Source organism: Pararhodobacter sp., from assembly GCF_034676545.1.
Taxonomy (GTDB): Bacteria; Pseudomonadota; Alphaproteobacteria; order Rhodobacterales; family Rhodobacteraceae; genus Pararhodobacter.
The window spans coordinates 891,551-911,302 of record NZ_JAUCBZ010000015.1; the positions used below are offsets into that span (position 1 = coordinate 891,551).

General features: G+C 64.4%; 14 protein-coding genes. 10 read left to right on the top strand and 4 right to left on the bottom strand.

Going from position 1 to position 19,752, the window contains the following annotated elements:
* Window positions 1-92 precede the first annotated feature (92 nt).
* Window positions 93-2,591: an FAD-dependent oxidoreductase gene (locus tag VDQ28_RS07830; RefSeq protein WP_323035406.1), complete on the top strand. Its 2,499-nt coding sequence runs from the start codon at window positions 93-95 to the stop codon at window positions 2,589-2,591.
* A gap of 58 nt (window positions 2,592-2,649) precedes the next feature.
* On the opposite strand, the gene VDQ28_RS07835 is transcribed toward VDQ28_RS07830, so the two are convergent.
* Window positions 2,650-4,584 (bottom strand): bifunctional 2',3'-cyclic-nucleotide 2'-phosphodiesterase/3'-nucleotidase, encoded by a 1,935-nt coding sequence (locus tag VDQ28_RS07835; RefSeq protein ID WP_323035407.1) that lies wholly within the window; start codon window positions 4,582-4,584, stop codon window positions 2,650-2,652.
* A gap of 234 nt (window positions 4,585-4,818) precedes the next feature.
* Here VDQ28_RS07835 and nudC point away from each other — a divergent pair, with 234 nt between their 5' ends.
* Together nudC and VDQ28_RS07845 are read left to right on the top strand one after the other, a co-directional pair.
* On the top strand, window positions 4,819-5,781 hold the full coding sequence (gene nudC, locus VDQ28_RS07840) for an NAD(+) diphosphatase (RefSeq protein ID WP_323035408.1): 963 nt from the start codon (window positions 4,819-4,821) through the stop codon (window positions 5,779-5,781).
* 22 nt (window positions 5,782-5,803) lie between these two features.
* Window positions 5,804-6,241 carry a hypothetical protein gene (locus VDQ28_RS07845; protein WP_323035409.1) on the top strand — a complete coding sequence of 146 codons (438 nt, stop codon included), beginning with the start codon at window positions 5,804-5,806 and terminating at the stop codon, window positions 6,239-6,241.
* Window positions 6,242-6,272: 31 nt separating this feature from the next.
* Here the strand turns inward: VDQ28_RS07845 and glpK are convergent, their stop codons facing one another.
* Window positions 6,273-7,751 (bottom strand): glycerol kinase GlpK, encoded by a 1,479-nt coding sequence (gene glpK / locus VDQ28_RS07850; protein WP_323035410.1) that lies wholly within the window; start codon window positions 7,749-7,751, stop codon window positions 6,273-6,275.
* Window positions 7,752-7,866: 115 nt separating this feature from the next.
* Here glpK and VDQ28_RS07855 point away from each other — a divergent pair, with 115 nt between their 5' ends.
* Together VDQ28_RS07855 and VDQ28_RS07860 are read left to right on the top strand one after the other, a co-directional pair.
* Entirely contained in the window at window positions 7,867-8,823 is a 957-nt protein-coding gene (locus VDQ28_RS07855; RefSeq protein ID WP_323035411.1) for an agmatinase, read from the top strand.
* A 9-nt stretch (window positions 8,824-8,832) separates the two neighbouring features.
* Window positions 8,833-9,582, top strand: a complete 750-nt coding sequence (locus tag VDQ28_RS07860) for an SDR family oxidoreductase (RefSeq protein ID WP_323035412.1) — start codon at window positions 8,833-8,835, stop codon at window positions 9,580-9,582.
* Window positions 9,583-9,699: 117 nt separating this feature from the next.
* Here the strand turns inward: VDQ28_RS07860 and pncB are convergent, their stop codons facing one another.
* Complete coding sequence (gene pncB, locus VDQ28_RS07865) at window positions 9,700-10,995, bottom strand: nicotinate phosphoribosyltransferase (protein ID WP_323035413.1); 1,296 nt, start codon at window positions 10,993-10,995, stop codon at window positions 9,700-9,702.
* A gap of 57 nt (window positions 10,996-11,052) precedes the next feature.
* Here pncB and VDQ28_RS07870 point away from each other — a divergent pair, with 57 nt between their 5' ends.
* From VDQ28_RS07870 to VDQ28_RS07880, 3 genes are all read left to right on the top strand, one after another.
* On the top strand, window positions 11,053-12,057 hold the full coding sequence (locus tag VDQ28_RS07870) for an NAD(P)H-dependent glycerol-3-phosphate dehydrogenase (RefSeq protein WP_416349357.1): 1,005 nt from the start codon (window positions 11,053-11,055) through the stop codon (window positions 12,055-12,057).
* 259 nt (window positions 12,058-12,316) lie between these two features.
* The gene (locus tag VDQ28_RS07875; RefSeq protein WP_323035415.1) at window positions 12,317-13,495 is read left to right on the top strand and encodes an aminotransferase class I/II-fold pyridoxal phosphate-dependent enzyme; all 1,179 of its coding nucleotides are present in this window, start codon (window positions 12,317-12,319) and stop codon (window positions 13,493-13,495) included.
* Between the two features lie 7 nt (window positions 13,496-13,502).
* A complete protein-coding gene (locus tag VDQ28_RS07880; protein ID WP_323035416.1) occupies window positions 13,503-16,685 on the top strand; it encodes a DNA translocase FtsK in 3,183 nt (1,060 codons plus the stop codon).
* Between the two features lie 321 nt (window positions 16,686-17,006).
* Here the strand turns inward: VDQ28_RS07880 and pncA are convergent, their stop codons facing one another.
* Window positions 17,007-17,612, bottom strand: a complete 606-nt coding sequence (gene pncA / locus VDQ28_RS07885) for a bifunctional nicotinamidase/pyrazinamidase (protein WP_323035417.1) — start codon at window positions 17,610-17,612, stop codon at window positions 17,007-17,009.
* Window positions 17,613-17,755: 143 nt separating this feature from the next.
* Here pncA and VDQ28_RS07890 point away from each other — a divergent pair, with 143 nt between their 5' ends.
* Window positions 17,756-18,625 (top strand): LysR family transcriptional regulator, encoded by an 870-nt coding sequence (locus VDQ28_RS07890; protein WP_323035418.1) that lies wholly within the window; start codon window positions 17,756-17,758, stop codon window positions 18,623-18,625.
* Window positions 18,622-19,554: a DMT family transporter gene (locus VDQ28_RS07895; protein WP_323035419.1), complete on the top strand. Its 933-nt coding sequence runs from the start codon at window positions 18,622-18,624 to the stop codon at window positions 19,552-19,554. Before VDQ28_RS07890 ends, VDQ28_RS07895 begins: the two co-directional genes overlap by 4 nt.
* Window positions 19,555-19,752 lie beyond the last annotated feature (198 nt).

A 19,752-nucleotide genomic window follows, 5' to 3' on the forward strand; every position in this document is an offset into this window, starting at 1 on the left:
TTTTCGCGCGTTCATCGGTCGGGTGCATTTGACCGCCGCGTGTGATTTGCTGCGATGACGTATCAAAATTGCAGCAGCCGGAGCACCGCGCGATGAAAACCCATGTGAAAGCCCTTGTCGTTGGTGGTGGTGCCGTCGGCACCGGCATTGCCTATCATCTGGCGAAGGCGGGCTGGGACACCATGCTGGTCGAACGCGATGAACTGACCTCGGGTTCGACCTGGCACGCGGCGGGCTTGCTGCCGCTGTTCAACATGAGCTACGCGACGACGCATATCCACAAATACAGCGTTGATTTCTATAAATCACTGGAGGCCGAGACGGGCCTGAATGCCGGTTTCGCAGTGGTTGGCAACCTGCGCATGGCGCAGACTGACGCGCGGATGGACGAATACATGCTGTATTCCTCGGTCGCGGAAACGGCGGGTGTGCACCATGAATTCCTGACACCGGAACAGGTCAAGGCACGCTGGCCGCTGATCCGCACCGACGATCTGAAGGGCGCGCTCTATCACCCGCAAGACGGCTATATCAACCCGGCCGACGTGACGCAGGCAATGGCCAAGGGCGCGCGCCAGCATGGCTGCACCATCGAGCGCAAGATTCAGGTCAACGCCTATCGCTGGACCGGGTCCGCGTGGGTGGTGACCTGCGAGCGCATGGCGGAAAAGGGCGGCAATCTGGTGCCCTCGGGCGAGGTGTTCGAGATCACCGCCGAGCATGTGGTGACCGCCACCGGCAACCACGCGCAGCGCACGGCGAAGCTGCTGGGCATCAAGATCCCCGCGATCCCCGTCGAGCATCAGTTCATCGTCATGGATCAGGATCCGGCCTTGGTCGAATGGCGCAAGTCGAACCCGGAACACCCGGTGATCCGTGACGCCGATGCGCAATCCTATGTCCGCGAGGAGCGCGGCGGCTGGATTCTGGGCGTCTATGAGCGCGGCGCCCCGGCGCGGTTTGACTATGGCGTGCCCGACAGTTTCCGCGCCGATCTGTTCCAGCTGGATCTGGAGCGGATCGAAGACCAATACGCGGCGATGATCCACCGGATACCGTCTTGCGAGGACAGCGGCCTCAAGGATGATTTCAACGGCCCGATCTGCTACACGCCCGACGGCAACCCGCTGGTTGGTCCGGCACCCGGTCTGCGCAACATGTGGCTGGCCGAAGGGTTCAGTTTCGGCATCACTGCGGCGGGCGGCACGGGCTATTATCTGGCGCAGTTGATGACGCAGGGCGAGGCCGAGATCGACATGGCCTCGCTGGACCCCAAGCGTTACGGCGACTGGATGACCACCGAATACGCGGCGCGCAAGAACGAGGAATGCTACGAGCACGTCTATATCCTGCACCACCCCGACGAAGAGCGCGAAGCCTGCCGCCCGCTGCGCACGACGCCGGTGTATGGCCGGCAAAAGGCGCTGGGTGCGCAGTTCGGGCAGGTGAACGGCTGGGAGCGGCCGAACTATTTTGGCCCGCTGGATGCGCCGTCGAATTTCGACCACGATGGCCGCAGCTTCCGGCGCGGCGCCTGGTGGCCGTATGCCGTCGCCGAGGCCAAGGCGATCCGTGAGGGCGTCGGCATGATTGATGCCTCGGCCTTCACCAAGCATCTGGTGCGCGGGCCGGGGGCGACGGCGTTTCTGGATCATTTCACCTGCAACAAGCTGCCCAAGGTGGGCCGCATCAACCTGACCTATGCGCTGACCGGGGCGGGCACGACGCGCACCGAATACACCATCGTGCGGCTGGCCGAGGAGGAATATTACCTGGTGTCGGCGGGGGCCTGGACGGCCTATGATGCGGATTTCCTGCGCAAATCGGCGGCAGATTTCATGGCCGCGCAGAGCACTTATGTCGACATCCATGATGTGACGACGCAATGGGGCGTGTTCGCGGTGGCGGGGCCGAAGTCGCGTGAGTTCCTGAACACACTGGTCCGCGATGCCGAGCCGTCAACGGTGCTCTCGAACAAGCGGTTCCCGTGGCTGTCGATGCGCAACATCGAATTGGGCATGTGTCCGGTGCGGGCGATCCGCGTGGCCTATACCGGCGAGCTGGGCTGGGAATTGCACCACCCGATCGAGATGCAGGCCTATCTGTTCGATCAACTGATGGCGGCGGGGCAGGAGTTCGGGCTGAAACTGGTTGGCGCGCGGGCGCAGAACTGGCTGCGGCAAGAAAAATCCTATCGCGCGTTCGGCAACGAATTGGGCCGCGACGCCACGCCGTTGGAGGCCGATCTGCCGCGGTTCGTGGATCAGGGCAAAGACTTCCACGGCAAGGACGCGATGAACGCCACCGGCATCCGGGCGAAATGTGTCACGGTGCTGATTGACGGGCCGCAGGACGCCGATCCCTGGGGCCGCGAAGTGCTGCTGGTGGATGGCAAGAAGGTCGGACGTCTGACCTCGGGCGGGTATTCGGTGGCGTTCGGCAAGCAGATCGGCATGGGCTATGTGACGCCCGATCTGGCGGTCGTCGGCACCAAGCTGAAGCTGCGCATGATGCGGCAGGAATGGGATGCGGTGGTGGTCGAGGACAGCCCCTATGACCCGACGAACGCGCGCATTCGCATAGATGGCTGAGCGATGACGGTTGCGCGAAAAGGGGCAGCGATCGTTGCCCCTTGATTGCCCGGTCGGCTCAGACCTCGCCCGATAGATCCAGCTTCAACCGCAGGAATCCGCTGCGCGTCAGGCCACGGGGGACAGGGTTGTAGCGGGCGATCTCGCTCAGGTGATGGCGGGCCTTTGGCCCGGTTTCAAACACCACACTGGTGTCAGGCATCGGTGTGAACCGCAGGCTGCCACCCGTGCCGACATGGACCGTATCACTTTGCGCAACATACTGGCGCACGATGTCACGGGCCACGGCCTCGTCCGAGAGCACGAGATTGGCGCTGCGTGCGCCGGCGAAATTCCCGGCACCCCCGGCGCGATAGCTGTTGGTACACAGGATATACCGGGCCTCTGGGTCCAGCGGCGCGCCATGCAGCGACACCGAGGCCACGCGGTGCGCCTTGTCGTTGATCATGGTGCCGTCGGCGTTGTAGCGGGCCGGTTTCGACAGGTCGAGAACCACATCGAGCGGGTTGATCATCTCGAAATTATAGCCCGGAAAGTCGGGGTCTCGCAACAGCGTGCCGGTGCTGCCCAGCCGGACCTGGCTGAAGGCCGATGCCGAACGTTCCAGCCATTCGGTGATCTCCTTTCCGGTCAGGCAGAGCGCGGCGATGGCGTTGGGAAAGGCGTAAAGATCGGCGATATGGCGCAACGCCAAAGGCCCGGCGGCAATATCGGTATAGCCCGCAGGACCGCTGCGACCGCCGGATTTGAACGGGGCCACCGCCGACAGAATCGGCAGATCCATGAGGTCGGGGTCGGTCAGTTGTGCGGCGACATAGGCGCGCTGGGCCTCGGCCACGACGCGCAGGGCATCGAATTCGCCCAGATGGGTGAAATAGGAATGCAGCGGCTGCTCCGATTGCCCGACCGGGCGACGAATGGCGGCGAGGGTATCGGTATGCGCCGCAGCCACGGCAGCGGCCACGCGCTGCGCCTTTTGCGGTGCGGCGGCGGGCGGGGCCTTGGGCAAGGAGCGAACCTCGGAGCGGGTGCCCAGAACCTCCCATTTGCCGGCGTCGCGGGTCAAGAGGATGTCGATCAGGCCGATATGCGCCCCCCAGCAACCGCCCATCACCGCCGGTTTGCCCGAAACGGTGCCCGCGGCGATATCAACGTCGGTCAGGTTGCTGAACACCGGCGACGGAAACACCAGATGGCTATGCCCGGTCAGCAGCGCGTCAATGCCGGGCACACGGCCCAGAGGCACGGCGGCGTTTTCCATGCCCTCGGTATGGCGCGAGGCGCCGATGCCGGTATGCGCCAGAGCAATGATCAGATCGGCCCCGGCCTCGCGCATTTCGGGGACATAGGCGCGGGCGGTTTCGATGATATCGCGGGCGCGCAGGCGGCCGTCCAGGGCGTGACTGTCCCAATCCACCACCTGCGGCGGGGCAAAGCCGATGACGCCAATCCGCAAGCGGTGCTCGAACCCCTGATCATCCGCAACCATCTTGTCGATCAGCACATAGGGCTTCACCAACGTGGTGTCGCGCAGCGGGTTTGCGCCGTGCCTGACGGACAGATTCGACGACACCACGGGGAACGCAGCACCGCCCAGCGCCGTCATCAGGAAATCGAGCCCATAGTTGAATTCGTGATTGCCCAGCGTGATCGCGTCGAATTCCAGCGCGTTCATCGCGGCGATGACCGGGTGCACATCGCCCTCGCGCAGGCCGCGTTCATGGGCAACATAATCGCCCATCGGCGTGCCTTGCAGGAAGTCGCCATTGTCGAACAGCAGGGTGTTGTTGGCCTCGCTGCGCGCGTCCTCGATCATTTGCGCGGCGTTGACCAGACCGATGCCGTTCCACGGCTTGTCGGCGTAATAGTCATACGGCAGCAGGTGCAGGTGCAGGTCCGTCGTTTCGATCACCCGCAGGTGAACGGCACGTTGACCGGCAGTCAGGCCACGAAAGGTGCTGGAGTTGAGCAACGCATTTCCTCGAACGATCACGTCATTGTCCCACTGCCGCCCTGAGTCGAGGACCGAAACCCAAAGCGCAGTACGAAGCTTTGGAAATGACCGCAATCAAAGGCAAAATTTAGACAAAACGCTGTCTGTGTCATGGCAACTAAGCACACCTTCTGGTTGCAAGACAACTCTCTGGATGATCTTTCCCTTTCATATAGTGGTTTTCATAACACAGAAAATGGCTTAAAGCAGCGGCGGTTCCAAAATGGGTGCTCCGTGCAACGCGATATCGTCTTTTCTGCTGAATGGGATGACCGGACCGCCGAGGTGCGCCGCGACCCGGCCGCGATTGCGGCCTTGCGGTCGAACCCGACGACTCGGGTGTTGCCGATGTGGCGCGGGCGTCCGTTGATCGCCGGCGCGGCGCGGACCAAGGCGGGCTGGGTCGCGCCGGGGCACAAGATCCTGGACGATGCGCGCGACGATTGGGTGTTTCTGGGGCATCACGAGGGGGCTGCGCGCTTTGCGGCGGATGTGTCCTCCTGGGTGCCCGATTCGCTGGAAGAAGCAGCGATGGCCGCATTTTTTGATCCGGTGGATTATTATCACCCGGCCGTGCCCTCTGATTACGCCTTTCTGGAGCTGCGCGGCTTGATGGTGTCGCTGTCGGCGACGGATGCGGCAATGGCCTCGACGGCGCGCGCGTTGATGAATTGGCACCAGTCGCACCGCTATTGCGCGTCTTGCGGTCAGCCGAGTGTCGTCACCCAGAGCGGTTGGCAGCGGCGTTGCCCGGCGTGCAAAGCCTCGCATTTTCCGCGCACCGATCCGGTGGTGATCATGCTGGTGCTGCGCGGCAACAAGGTGCTGCTGGGGCGCTCGCCCGGTTGGCCCGAGGGGATGTATTCCACCTTGGCCGGGTTCGTCGAGCCGGGCGAGGCGCTGGAGGGGGCGGTTCGGCGCGAGGTGCATGAAGAAACCGGCATCACCGTTCGCGCGGTGCGATATGTCGGCGGACAGCCGTGGTCCTGGCCAAATTCCCTGATGCTGGGGTTTGTCGCCGTGGCCGAGGATGACGAGATCACGCTGGACCCGGTTGAACTGGAAGACGCGATTTGGGTGACGCGCGAGGACATGGTGGATGTCCTGGCCGGGCTGCATCCGACGGTGCGCCGTCCGCGCGCCGGGGCAATTGCCTATGAATTGATCACCCGGTGGCTGTCTGGCGCCCTTGATTGATTGATTAAGAGAGTAGCGACTTATGAAAATTGAAACGATCCGTGATTTCCAGCGGCCCCGCGCGCAGGTTTTGCACATGTTCCGCGATCCGGCCCGGATTGAAACGGTCCTGCAAGAGATGGGCGCGCGCGTCGAGCGTGTCTCGGTGGCGCCGCAGATGGCGTGGTCCTGTGCGATGGTCTGGCGCGAAGAACCACGCAAATTCTCGGTCAATCTTCTGGAGACGTCCACCGATGAGACGATGACCATGACCCTTGAGTCGGACCTCGCCGGGGCCGACATGGTCATGGATTTTTATGACCTCGACGACGGCGGCTGCCGGATCATCGTCGAAGCCGAATTGTCGGCGCATACGATGGTTGCCAGACTGGCGCTGCAATCGCTGCGGCTGGTGCGGGGCAAGGCCGAGGACCGGTTGAAGCGGTTTGTCGGCGCGCTTGGCGGCCCGCCTCGCAAATGAGAGGTGGCGCCGGATTGGGCGCGGCGCCGGGTCACGCGGCGGCGATGGTCGCCCGAACGGCGCGTTGCCACGCCGCATAGCGTGCCTCGCGGGTGGTCGGGTCCATGACCGGCTCGAACCGGTGATCAAGCGCCCAGAGATCGGCAAACCCCGCCGCATCCGGCATGATCCCGGCCTTGTGCCCCGCCAGCCAGGCCACGCCCAGCGCCGTGGTTTCCAGCACGGTCGGCCGGTCAACCGGCGCGCCAAGGATATCGGCCAGGAACTGCATGGCAAAGCGGCTGGCGCTCATGCCGCCATCGACGCGCAACACGCCCTGGACGGCCTCGGCCCCCTGCGAGGCCCAATCGGCGCGCATCGCATCGGCCAGATCGCGGGTCTGAAACCCGACGCTTTCCAAGGCGGCCTTGGCAAATTCGGCGGGGCCGGAGTTGCGCGACAGGCCGAACACCGCGCCCCGGCACTCGGGCCGCCAATAGGGCGCGCCAAGCCCGGTAAAGGCGGGCACGATGATCACCTGCTGCGCGGGGTCGGCGGCCTCGGCCAAAGTCTGCGTTTGCGGCGCGTCTTTGATGATTTTCAACCCATCGCGCAGCCATTGCACCACGGCCCCGGCGATGAAAATCGACCCTTCGAGCGCATAGGTCACCTGCCCGTCGATCTGATAGGCAATCGTCGTCAACAGGCGATTTGTCGAGGGCACCATCACCGTTCCGGTGTTCATCAGGGCGAAACAGCCGGTGCCGTAGGTCGATTTCAGCATCCCCGGCTGAAAACACGCCTGACCGATGGTCGCCGCCTGCTGATCGCCCGCCACGCCCAGAATGGGGATCGGCACGCCAAACAGCGTGGTCTCGCCGAAGCTGGCGTTGCAATCGCGGACCTCGGGCAGCAGGGCCATGGGCACGTTGAACAGGGCGCACAGGTCCGCATCCCAGCCGCCGGTTGCGATGTTATAGAGCATGGTGCGCGCGGCGTTGGTGGCGTCGGTGGCGTGGGTCTTGCCGCCGGTCAGCCGCCAGATCAGAAAGCAATCGACGGTGCCCAGTGCCAGCTCGCCGCGCTCGGCACGCGCGCGGGCGCCGGGCACGGCATCCAGCATCCAGGCGGCCTTGGTGGCGCTGAAATAGGGGTCCAGCAACAGGCCGGTGCGGGCGGTGACCTCGGGCTCATGGCCAGCGGCTTTGAGCGTGGCGCAAATGTCCGCGGTGCGGCGATCCTGCCAGACAATCGCGCGGTGGATCGGCTCGCCGGTGGCGCGGTCCCAGATCAGCAGCGTTTCTCGCTGATTGGTGATGCCGATGGCGGCCACCGGACCGGCCTGATCCAGCGCGGCGCGGCAGGTTTCCAGCGTGGTGTCCCACAGGTCGGCGGGATCATGCTCGACCCAGCCCGACGCGGGAAAATGCTGCGGAAACTCGCACTGGGCCAGAGCTTTGACGCGCAACTCGGCGTCAAAGATGATGGCGCGGCTCGAGGTGGTGCCCTGGTCGATGGCGAGTATCTGCATGGTTCGGCGTCCTTTGGCGTGCGCTAGAGTGACCGCGCGCGGCGCGCAGGTCAACATGGGGGTGACAGGGCGCGGGGCATCTGATTGTCTGATCGAAACGCAAAGGGGGTTCGCCATGTCCACCGATTTCCAGCCAGTCTCGGGCTTCGTTCTGCCGCGCTATGCCGGGGTTCCGACCTTCATGCGCCTGCCGCATATCCCGCTGGATGACCCGCGATTGGCGCAGGTTCACATCGGCCTGATCGGCGCGCCCTGGGATGGCGGCACCACCAACCGCCCCGGCCCCCGCCACGGTCCCCGGCAATTGCGCGACGCCTCGACGATGATCCGCGCGCAGCATGGCATAACCGGCCTGCGCCCGTTCGAGGCCGCCAATTGCGCGGACCTTGGCGATGTGGCGCCCAACCCGGCCGATGTGCAGGACAGCCTGCGCCGCATGACCGAGTTTTACACCCAGGTCCGCGCCGCCGGGATCGTGCCGCTGACGGCAGGCGGCGACCATCTGTGCACTCTGCCGATCCTGCGGGCGCTGGCGCATGACCGGCCCCTTGGCATGATCCATTTCGACAGCCACACCGACCTGTTCCACAGCTATTTCAACGGCATGATGTACACCCACGGCACCCCGTTCCGCCGCGCGGTGGAGGAGGAACTGCTGGACCCAAAGCGCGTCTGCATGATCGGCATTCGCGGCACCGCCTATGACAGCGAGGACCGCGAGTTCGCACGCTCCGTCGGTATCCGCGTGATCCCGATCGAGGAATTCCACAAGCGCGGCGTTGCGGATGTGATGGCTGAAGCGCGCGAGATTGCGGGCGCGGGCGACACCTACGTCAGCTATGACATCGACTTTGTCGACCCGGCCTTTGCCCCCGGCACCGGCACGCCCGAGGTTGGCGGCCCCAGCAGTTGGCAGGCGCTGGAATGCGCGCGGCTGCTGGCCGGGATCAAGATCGTCGGCGCCGATCTGGTCGAGGTCTCGCCACCCTTCGACCCCTCTGGCGGGACGGCTTATCTCGGCGCCTCCTTGATGTTCGAGATGCTCTGCGCCATCGTGCAGGCAAAATCCTGAGGAAACCTTATGACCAAAATCGCGCTTGTCACCGGGGCTGCGCGCGGCATCGGCCTCGCCACCACGAAGCTGTTCTTGGAACTGGGCTGGCAAGTCGCCATGATCGACCGCGATCTGCCGGCCCTCGACAGCGCCTCGGCCGATCTGACAGGCGCGCAGAAATTCTACTGCGACGTGTCGATCCCCGCCGAAGTCGAGGCCACGCTACCCGCGGTTCTCAAGCATTTCGGCCAGATCGACGCGCTGATCAACAACGCCGGCGTGGCCGATTTCGGCCCCATCGAGGACACGAATTTCACCCGCTGGCGCACGGTGATGGAGACCAACCTCGACGGCGTGTTCCTGATGACCCAGGCCACAATCCCGGCGCTGCGCCAATCCAGGGGGGCGGTGGTGAACATCGCCTCGATCTCGGGCCTCCGGGCCTCCACCCTGCGCGTGGCCTATGGCACGTCAAAAGCGGCGGTGATCCAGCTGACCAAACAACAGGCGGTGGAACTCGGCGAATATGGCATCCGCGCCAACTGCGTGTGCCCCGGCCCGGTGCGCACGAAACTGGCGATGGCGGTGCATACCCAGGACATCATCGACGCCTATCACGACGCGATCCCGCTCAACCGCTATGGGTCCGAACGCGAGATTGCCGAGGTGATCGTGTTTCTCGCCTCTGACAAGGCCAGCTATGTCACCGGCCAGATCATCGCCGCAGATGGCGGATTCGACAGCACCGGCGTCGGCCTGCCAGCGCTCAGGCACTGACCCGGTTACCTCTGGCCTGTCTTTGTTCTTCAAATATCCACGGGGGGTTCCAAGGGGGACGCGTGCGTCCCCTTTGGCGAGGGAGCGCGAGGGGCGAGGAGCCCCTCGCTCCCCCCTCTACACAATCACGTCCTGTGCCGCTTGCTCGCCGACGCCAAACACCCGCTTGTAGCGCGCGATCTCCTGGGCCGGGCCCATCGCCTTCTTGGGGTTGTCCGACAGTTTCACCGTCGGGCGGCCGTTTGCGCTGATGGCTTTGCACACCAGCGAGAATGGGGCCAGGCGGTCATCGGCGACCAATCCGCGAAAGTCGTTGGTCAGCAAGGTGCCCCAGCCAAAGCTGGCCTTCACGCGGCCCTTGAATTGCCGGTGCAGCGTTTCGATCTTCTCGACATCCAGCCCGTCCGAGAAAATCACCAGCTTCTTGCGCGGATCTTCGCCACGGGCCTTCCACCACTGGATCGCCATTTCAGCGCCCGCCGCCGGATCACCCGAATCAATGCGAATCCCGGTCCAGCCCGCCAGCCAGTCGGGAGCATTGCGCAAAAATCCTTCGGTGCCAAAAGTGTCGGGCAGGATGATGCGCAGGTTGCCGTCGTGTTCTTCGTGCCAATCGGCCAGCACGTCATAGGGCGCGCGCGCCAGCGCCGCGTCATCCTCGGCGAGGGCGGCATAGATCATCGGCAATTCATGCGCGTTGGTGCCGATCGCCTCGATATCGCGGCGCATGGCGATGCGGCAATTCGAGGTGCCGATAAACGTGTCCTTGCCCAGCCCCTCGACCATCGCCTGCACGCACCAATCCTGCCACAGGAAGCTGTGCCGCCGCCTTGTGCCGAAATCGGCCAGTTTCAGCCCGTCGATGGCGCGCAGGCGTTCGACCTTTTCCCACACCCGGCTCATGGCGCGGGCATAGAGCACCTCCAGCTCGAACTTGCCCATGTCCTTGGTCACCGCACGGCTGCGCAATTCCATCAGGATCGACAGGGCGGGCACTTCCCACAGCATGACCTCGGGCCAGGACCCTTCAAAGGTCAGTTCGTATTGCCCGTCTCGCGTGTCCAGCTGATAGGGCGGCAGGCGCATGGTTTCGAACCACTCCATGAAGTCCGAGCGGAACATCGCGCGTTTGCCGTAGAACATGTTGCCGCGCAGCCAGGTGCTTTCGCCACGGCTCAGCGTGAGGCCGCGCACATGGTCCAGTTGCTCGCGCAATTCGCCCTCGTCGATCAGCTCGGCCAGGCGGATCGATTTGGTGCGATTGATCAGGCTGAAGGTGACTTGTGTGTCGCGCTTGTTGCGAAAGATCGACTGGCACATCAGAAGCTTGTAAAAGTCGGTGTCGATCAGGGACCGGATGATCGGATCGATCTTCCAGTTGTGATTGTGCACACGGGTTGCGATATCGACCATCTCGGCCCTCCTGCCGCTGGGGCGCGTTTGCCCCTGCATAGCGGGTTGCGGCGGGGGGTGAAAAGCCCGAAAGGGGCGGAAAGGGTGCGGATGAACGAGCCAAACATCGGAATTATCGGCGCCGGAGCCTTCGGGACGGCGTTGGGCGTGGCCATTGCGCGGGCGGATCGTGATGTGTGGCTCTGGTCGCGCAACGCGGATCAGGCGCAGCAGATGCAGGAACAGCGCCGCAATCCGTGGCGCTTGCCGATGGCCGATTTCCCCGATGAGCTGCATGTCACCGCGCGGATGCAGGATCTGTCCGACACGCCGACCATCCTGCTGGCGGTGCCGACGCAGCAGTTGCGCGCGGTGCTGGAGGCGCATCGCGCGGACCTGGCGGGGGCGAAGCTGGTTGCCTGTTGCAAGGGCGTCGAGTTGGGGACGGGGTTGTTGCCGACCGAGGTCGTCGCCGATGTGATCCCCCGGGCGCAAGTTGGCGTGTTGACCGGGCCGAGTTTCGCCGAGGATATCGCGCTGCGAAAGCCGACGGCCCTGACGTTGGCGAGCGGCGGCACGCATCAGGAGGCGCTGCAACGCGATCTGTCGACGCCCAATCTGCGGATCTATCTGACGGATGACGTGATCGGCGCGCAACTGGGTGGAGCGCTGAAAAACGTGATCGCCATTGCCGCCGGGATCACCATTGGCGCGGGGCTTGGTGAAAGCGCGCGCGCGGCGCTGATGACCCGCGGCTTTGCCGAGATCAACCGACTGGCACAAGCCCGCGGCGCCCATGCCGAGACCTTGCTGGGCCTGTCGGGGTTCGGCGATCTGGTGCTGACCTGTACCTCGGAGAAATCGCGCAACTACCGCTATGGGATGGCGATTGGCGCCGGGCAGGTGCCCGATGCGTCGATCACCGTCGAGGGGGTGATGACCGCCCATGCCGTCGCCGCCGGTGCCGATCCTGATCTGATGCCGGTGGTGTGCATGGTCTCGGCGTTGCTGAACGGCAAGGTCGGGTTGGCCGAGGCGCAGGACTTGCTGTTGTCGCGCCCCTTGCGCCAAGAGCGCGGCTGACCTGTCAAACGGACGCGCTGGCGCGCGACACGATGCTTTTCGCAGGGGGCTTTCAGCCCCCTCTTGGCTGCGCCAATTCACCCCCTGAGGATATTTCGGGAACAAAGACGGTTGGTTCGTGCCCAGAGCGTCGCGGCGAAAAAGCCACAGGGGGGGTGCGCAACTGACCGAAATGGTTTCGTTTTTCTGGACCTGAGGCCTTTGGCACGGTAACGTGCGGCAATACGGGGCGCGATGATCCCGAAAAACGAGGCAGTCCATGGCATTTCCAGAGCGGTTTTCGAACCTGCCGGAGTACGCATTCCCGCGTTTGCGCGCGTTGCTTGATCATCACCAGCCCGGTGGTGACCCGATCGCCATGACCATTGGCGAGCCGCGTCATCCTATGCCGCATTTTGTGGCGCAGGTGTTGAATGACGCTATCGGTGGGTTTGCGCGGTATCCGGCCAATGATGGCACTCCGGCGTTGCTGGGGGCGATCTCGGGGTGGATCGCGCGGCGCTATGGGGTCGAGGTGGCGCAGGATCGGCTGATGGCGCTGAACGGCACGCGGGAGGGGTTGTTCAATGCGGCCCTCGCGCTGTCGCCCGAGGAGAAGAACGGCCAGAGGCCGGTCATTCTGATGCCGAACCCGTTTTATCAGGTCTATGCGATCGGGGCGTTGACGGCCGGGGCCGAGCCGATGTTCGTGCCCGCGACCTCGATGACCGGGCATTTGCCGGATTTCGCCGGGCTGCCGGCGGAGGTTTTGGACCGGGTGACGGTGGCCTATATTTGCTCGCCCGCCAATCCGCAGGGGGCGGTGGCCAGTCGCGCGTATTGGGTGGCGCTGTTGGCGCTGGCCGAAAAGCATGATTTCCGCGTGTTTGCCGATGAGTGCTATGCCGAAATCTACCGCGAGACGCCCCCGGTAGGGGTGTTGGAGGTGGCGGCGCAGATCGGTGCGGACCCCGAGCGGGTGTTGAGTTTTCATTCGTTGTCGAAGCGGTCGAACTTGCCGGGGTTGCGCTCGGGTTTTGTGGCCGGCGGGCGCGCGTCGATCAAGGCGATCCGGCAGTTGCGGGCCTATGCCGGTGCGCCGTTGCCCGAGCCGTTGCAGGCGGTGGCCGCCGCGGCCTGGGCCGATGAGGCGCATGTGAGCGAGAGCCGCGCGCTGTATCAGCGCAAATACCGGATGGCCGACGAAATTCTGGGCGGTTTGAACGCCTATACACCGCCCGAAGCGGGCTTTTTCCTGTGGTTGCCGGTCGCCGATGGCGAAGCGGCGGCTTTGAAACTCTGGCGTGAAACCGGCGTCCGTGTGCTGCCGGGCGCCTATCTATCGCGAGATGTGGGCGGGCAGAACCCCGGCGCTGGGTATATCCGGGTGGCTTTGGTCACCTCGGAGGACGAGACCCGGCGCGGCCTGACCCTGCTGCGCGATTGCCTTTATGCGTGAGGACAAAATGGCATCCTATCCCAGCCCCCAACGCGAACCATTTCTGGACAGCCGGTTGCAGGAGATCCTGAGCCAGCGCGGCAAGGAGTTGTTGGGCCTGTGCCTGATCGGCGTCGGCTTGATCCTGGCGCTGGTGCTCGGGTCCTATGCCCCCGAAGATCCGTCATGGTGGGCGGCAACCGATGAGCCGGCGCGCAACGCGCTGGGCCGGTTGGGCGCGGGCATTGCCGGGCCGATGATGTTCATGATCGGCAAAGCCTCGTGGGGGATGGTGCTGGCGCTGTGTGTCTGGGGGTTGCGGCTGGTGATCCATCAGGGCGAGCAGAACATCATGGGGCGCACCCTGTTCGTGCCGATTGCCATCGCTTTGGCGACGATCTGGCTGGCCATGTTGGTGCCGTCTGCGGCCTGGGTCGCGGATTATGGTCTGGGCGGGCAGTTCGGCGATGCGGTTTTGGGCGCGGTTCTGACCGCGCTGCCGCTGACCTCGACCTTCGGATTCAACATCCTGACGATCCTGGTGTTTGGCGGGACCCTGACGCTGTGGCTCTATGTCCTGGGGTCGTCGGTGCCCGAGGTTTTGCGCATTGGCGGGTTCCTGTTGTCAGGTCTGATCCTGAGCTATGCCGGGTTGTTGTCGATCCTGGGCGGGTCTTTGCGTGGGGTTGGTGGTTTGGCGGTGCGCGGCCATGACGGCTGGCAAACGCGGCGTCATGCGCAGGCGCAGGCGCGACAGGCCGCCGAACACGCGGCGGCGGCGCATCCCGCATGGCAGCAGCCGCTGACGCAATGGCCGGATCAGGACCACGCGTACCGTGCGCCGCGCATCCATCGTGCCGAAGGCGGGATGCCGCCGCCACTGCGCGCGGCGGAGCGCCCCGATTATGCACCCTATGATCAGCCGGAATTTGCGCCCACGCCGCCCCGCAACCCCGATGTTCATACGCGGGTCGTCAATCCGGGCGTCGGTGCGCCGCGTCGGTCGGAGCCGACCATGCCGCCGCCTGTACACCCCGCGCCCGCCCCCGCCGAACATTGGGGCCAGCCAGAGCGTCAGGGCTTGCTGGCGCGCGTCTCGAATCTGGGTCGGCGCCGCACGGAAGCCGAGCCGCAGGCTTGGGCGCCCGAAGGCGAGTTGGTCGAGCCGTCGATGGCCCCGCAAGCGATGGGGGCCTTGGCGCCGACCGATGATCGCATCCGCACGCGCATCACCGATGTGATCCGCACCCGCAAACAGGTCAAGCCGGTCTTGCGGTTCGATCCCAACCAGCGGCCCGTGTCGCCGCCTGCCGCCCCGCCCCATGTCGAGCCGCCACTGACCGCCGCGCGCCGCGCGCCGTCTTTGGGTGGCGCCGCCCCTGCGCGCGGTCAGCCTGTGCCAGCCGCGCCCGCGGTGCCGATGCAGGGGATCGGGTACAGCCACAGTTTTGGCATCAACCCGACGCTTGGTGCGTTTTCTGGCGCGGTCCAGACCGGGTTCGACAGGTTTGAGGCCGAAGAGGACGCGTTGATCGAGGACGATGACGATCTGGACGACCGCTATGAGGCCCCGACAACCCGCACGGCGCAGCAGCCTCTGAACCGACGTGTGGTGCAGACGGCGCGCAACCGCACGCCCGCGCCCTCGCGTCAGGCAAAGGCCGAAGCGCAGCCGACCCTGCCCTTCGAGGCGCGGCGTCAGGCGTTTGAACTGCCGCCCTTGAGCCTGCTGTCGGATCCGTCGCGCGTGGAGCGATTCTCGCTGTCCAACGAAGCGCTGGAAGAAAACGCCCGTATGTTGGAAAGCGTTCTGGAGGATTACGGCGTGCGCGGCGAGATCGTCAGCGTGCGCCCGGGCCCGGTGGTGACGATGTATGAACTCGAGCCCGCGCCGGGCTTGAAAGCCTCGCGGGTGATCGGCCTGTCGGATGATATCGCGCGCTCCATGTCGGCGCTGTCGGCGCGGGTTTCGACGGTGCCGGGACGCTCGGTGATCGGCATCGAATTGCCCAATGTCCGGCGCGAAAAGGTTGTGCTGCGCGAAATCCTGGGCGCACGCGACTTTGGCGACAGCCAGCAGAAACTGCCGCTGGCCCTGGGCAAGGACATCGGCGGCGAGGCGATCGTGGCCAACCTTGCGAAGATGCCGCACCTGCTGATTGCCGGGACCACGGGTTCGGGCAAATCGGTGGCGATCAACACGATGATCCTGTCGCTGCTCTATAAACTGACGCCGCAGGAATGCCGGATGATCATGATCGACCCCAAGATGCTGGAATTGAGCGTCTATGATGGCATTCCGCATCTGCTCAGCCCGGTGGTGACCGACCCGAAAAAGGCGGTGGTCGCGCTGAAATGGGTCGTCGGCGAAATGGAAGAACGCTATCGCAAGATGTCCAAGATGGGCGTGCGCAACATCGACGGCTATAATGGTCGCGTGCACGAGGCGCTTAGCAAGAACGAGATGTTCAAGCGCACGGTGCAGACCGGATTCGACGATGAAACCGGCGATCCGGTGTTCGAGACCGAGGAATTCGCGCCCGAGGTGCTGCCGTATATCGTCGTGATCGTCGATGAGATGGCCGACCTGATGATGGTCGCGGGCAAGGAGATCGAAGCCTGCATCCAGCGGCTTGCGCAAATGGCGCGCGCCTCGGGGATTCACCTGATCATGGCCACCCAGCGCCCGTCGGTGGACGTGATCACCGGTACGATCAAGGCGAACTTCCCGACGCGGATCTCGTTCCAGGTGACCTCGAAAATCGACTCGCGGACCATTCTGGGCGAACAAGGCGCCGAGCAACTGCTGGGCATGGGCGACATGCTCTATATGGCAGGTGGCTCCAAGATCACCCGTATTCACGGGCCATTCGTGTCGGATGAAGAAGTCGAAGAAATCGTCACACACCTGAAAAGCTTTGGCCCTGCGGATTACATCGGCGGCGTGCTGGACGGGCCGGACCCGGACAGCGTCAGCGATATCGACGCGGTGCTGGGGCTGGGGGATTCGGGTGGCGAGGATGCGCTCTATGATCAAGCCGTGGCGATTGTCGCGCGCGACCGCAAATGCTCGACGAGCTACATTCAGCGCAAACTGGCGATCGGCTACAACAAGGCCGCGCGTCTGGTTGAGCAAATGGAGGATGACGGCGTCGTCAGTTCGGCGAACCACGTCGGAAAACGCGAAATCCTGGTGCCCGAGGGGCAGTAATCGGCTCTGGTAGGCCGCCTCTCCGTGGCATCGAGCCACGTCGATGCGTGGGGGTTCCACCCCCATCGGCCTGCGGCCTCCCCCTGGGGATATTTTAAGAACAAAGACAAAGGCAAACGGCGCGGCCCCGTGGGATCCGCGCCGCCTTGGTCTTGGGTCGTCTTCGTTCACGGTCATCGGCGTCCCCGCCTGTACCGTGCCCCCATCATCCCCGATAAGGGTAAAGAAGACGTAAAGGGGCCCTCTTTGTTCTTCAAATATCCAGGGGGTGAATTGCCGCAGGCAAGAGGGGGCATCGCCCCCTTTTTCATACCGGTTTCATCAGGCCAGAGTGACGCCTACGTCGCGCATGGCCTCCATTGCCTTGGCCAAGGACCCGTCAAGGTCGATAGCGCGGCAGGCCTCCAGATGAACCGTGACGTTGAAGCCCAGCTTGGCGGCGTCAACGGCCGAGTAGGCGACGCAGAAATCGGTGGCGAGGCCGGTGAGCGTCAGGTCGGTGATTTCGCGGGACCGCAGGTAGCCTTCGAGTCCGGTCGGGGTAGTTCGATCATTCTCGAAGAACGCCGAATAGCTGTCGATTTCCGGGCGAAAGCCCTTGCGGAGGATCATGTCGGCGGGGTCGGTTGCGAGATCGGCATGGAATGCCGCCCCCGTGCTGCCTTGCACGCAATGCGTCGGCCAGAGCACCTGTGGGCCATAGGGCATCTCGATCAGCGAATATGGGTCTGCGCCGGGGTGATTGGTGGCGAAGGACAGGTGGTCGGCGGGGTGCCAGTCCTGGGTCAGGATGATGACGGCGAACTCCTCCATCAGCGCGTTGATGCGCGGCACGATCACGTCGCCTTCGGTGACCGCCAGTGCGCCGCCGGGGCAGAAGTCGTTTTGGACGTCGATCACGAGCAGGGCGTGGTGAGCTGGGTGCATGGGAAACCTCGAACCTTGTGGCGTGTATCCGGGTATGCGGGTGGTGGCGCATGCCGTCAACGTGGATTTCGGGTTGCGAACACTCTTGCGGGCATGAACGCAATACGGGAAACTGCGCAGGACCTGTGAGGAGATGCACACTCTTGCCGATAGAATCCTGGGACGAAATCCGCACGGCCTGGCATGTCGCGCAGGCCGGAACCGTCAGCGGCGCGGCCGAGGCGCTGGGCGTGCATCATGCCACCGTGATCCGCCATGTCGAGGCGCTGGAAACGCGGTTGGGCGTGAAGTTGTTCCAGCGCCACGCACGCGGCTATACGCCCACCGAAGCGGGTCAGGCCTTGGCGCAGGTCGGGCGCGTCACCGAGGAACAATTCGCCCAGCTTGGCACGCGTTTGACCGGCGCCGGGTCGGGGATCACCGGCGATCTGGTGATCACGACCCTGCCGGGATTGGTGGGGCTGCTGCGCCCGGCCTTGGGGTTGTTGGCGCGGCAATATCCGGAACTGACGATCCGCGTGCGCACCGAAACCCGTGTGCTGCGGTTGGAGTATGGCGAGGCGCATTTGGCGATCCGTGCCGGGACGCGCCCGACGGAGCCCGATAATGTGGTGCAGGAGCTGCTGCATGGTGGCGTCTCCATGGTCGCCAGTCAGGCCTATATCGATCGGTTTGGTGTGCCCAGGACGGATGATGATCTGGCCGGGCATCGGTTTGTGACCGAGGATTCCGACAACCGCCGCGCGCCCTATGCGCTGTGGCTGGAGCGCCTGACTCCGGCGCCGCGGATTGCGCTGCGGTCCAATGAATCCGTGGTGCGCTATGGCGCGATGGTCGACGGGTTGGGGGCTGGGTTTCACTATGGCAAAGACCCCGAGAACGGGCTGGTCGAGCTGATGCCGCCGCGTCCGGAATGGGCGTTCTCGGTGTGGTTGGTCACGCATGTGGACCTGCACCGCACACCCAAGGTACAGGCGGCTTTGGCGGCCATCAAAGAGATGTTTGGTCAATGAGCACAACCCACGCTGCCCTGCACAGTCGTGCCGAAGCGCTGCGCGGTCATGCCGCGATGCTGGGCTTTTCGGCGGCGGTTTCGGGCTCGTTCAGCCTGGGTTCGATGGTGGCCAATGATATCGCGCCGGCGGCCCTGACCAGTGTGCGCTTTTTGCTGGCGTCGATCCTGCTGGCCTTGTTGGTGGTGCTGATCCCCGGACAGGGGCGCGGCCGGGTTCGCGGCTTTACGCGCGCGGATTTCGCGGCGCCGTGGCGGTATGCACTCCTCGCGGCGCTGTATGGCGGGTATTTCGTGTTCATGTTTGAAGGGCTGAAAACCGCGCAACCGCTTGCCGCCGGAGCCGTCTTTACGCTGATGCCGTTGATGGCGGCGGGGTTTGCCTGGCTGTTGCTGCGGCAGCGCCTGACGCCCTCCATAGCGTCGGCGCTGGTGATCGGTGGCTTTGGCGCGGTCTGGGTGATTTTTCAGGGCGATGTGCAGGCCATGCTGCGGTTCGAGATCGGCAGAGGTGAGGGCATTTATTTCATCGGCTGCATCTTGCACGCGGTTTACGCGCCGATGCTCAAGAAACTGAACCGAGGCGAGAGCGCGATGGTCACCGCCGCGATGATCACGCTGTTCGGGTTTTTCATCATCACGGCCTATGGCTGGCGCGACATCATGGCGACCGACTGGGCGGCGCTTCCGGTGCTGGTCTGGGTCGGTTTGGCGTATCTGGTGATCCTGGCCACCGCCTTTGCCGCCTCGGCGCTGCAATATGCGGCGCAACGGCTGCCGTCGTCCAAAGTGATGGCCTACACCTATGCGACGCCGGTTTGGATCATCCTGTGGGAGGCCGCGTTGCGGCATGGAATCCCCGGTGGCGTTGTTCTGCCGGGCATTGCGCTGATCGTCCTTGCACTGCTGAGCCTGCTGCGCGCGGATTGAGCCCCGGCGGCGCTAGGCCGCTGGTTTGCAGCCCACGCAGGTTGCGATCTTGCGTAAAAACGCCGAAAACCTTGATGTCAAACCCCCCTTTTGCCGCGTTATGCGGCAGGCTCTGGCCGACCGGATTGCACGATTTTCCTGGCCGGGCTTGGCCGAGGGGGTGGGCAGATCTGTGGCTTTTGGCGGGCCGCTTTAACC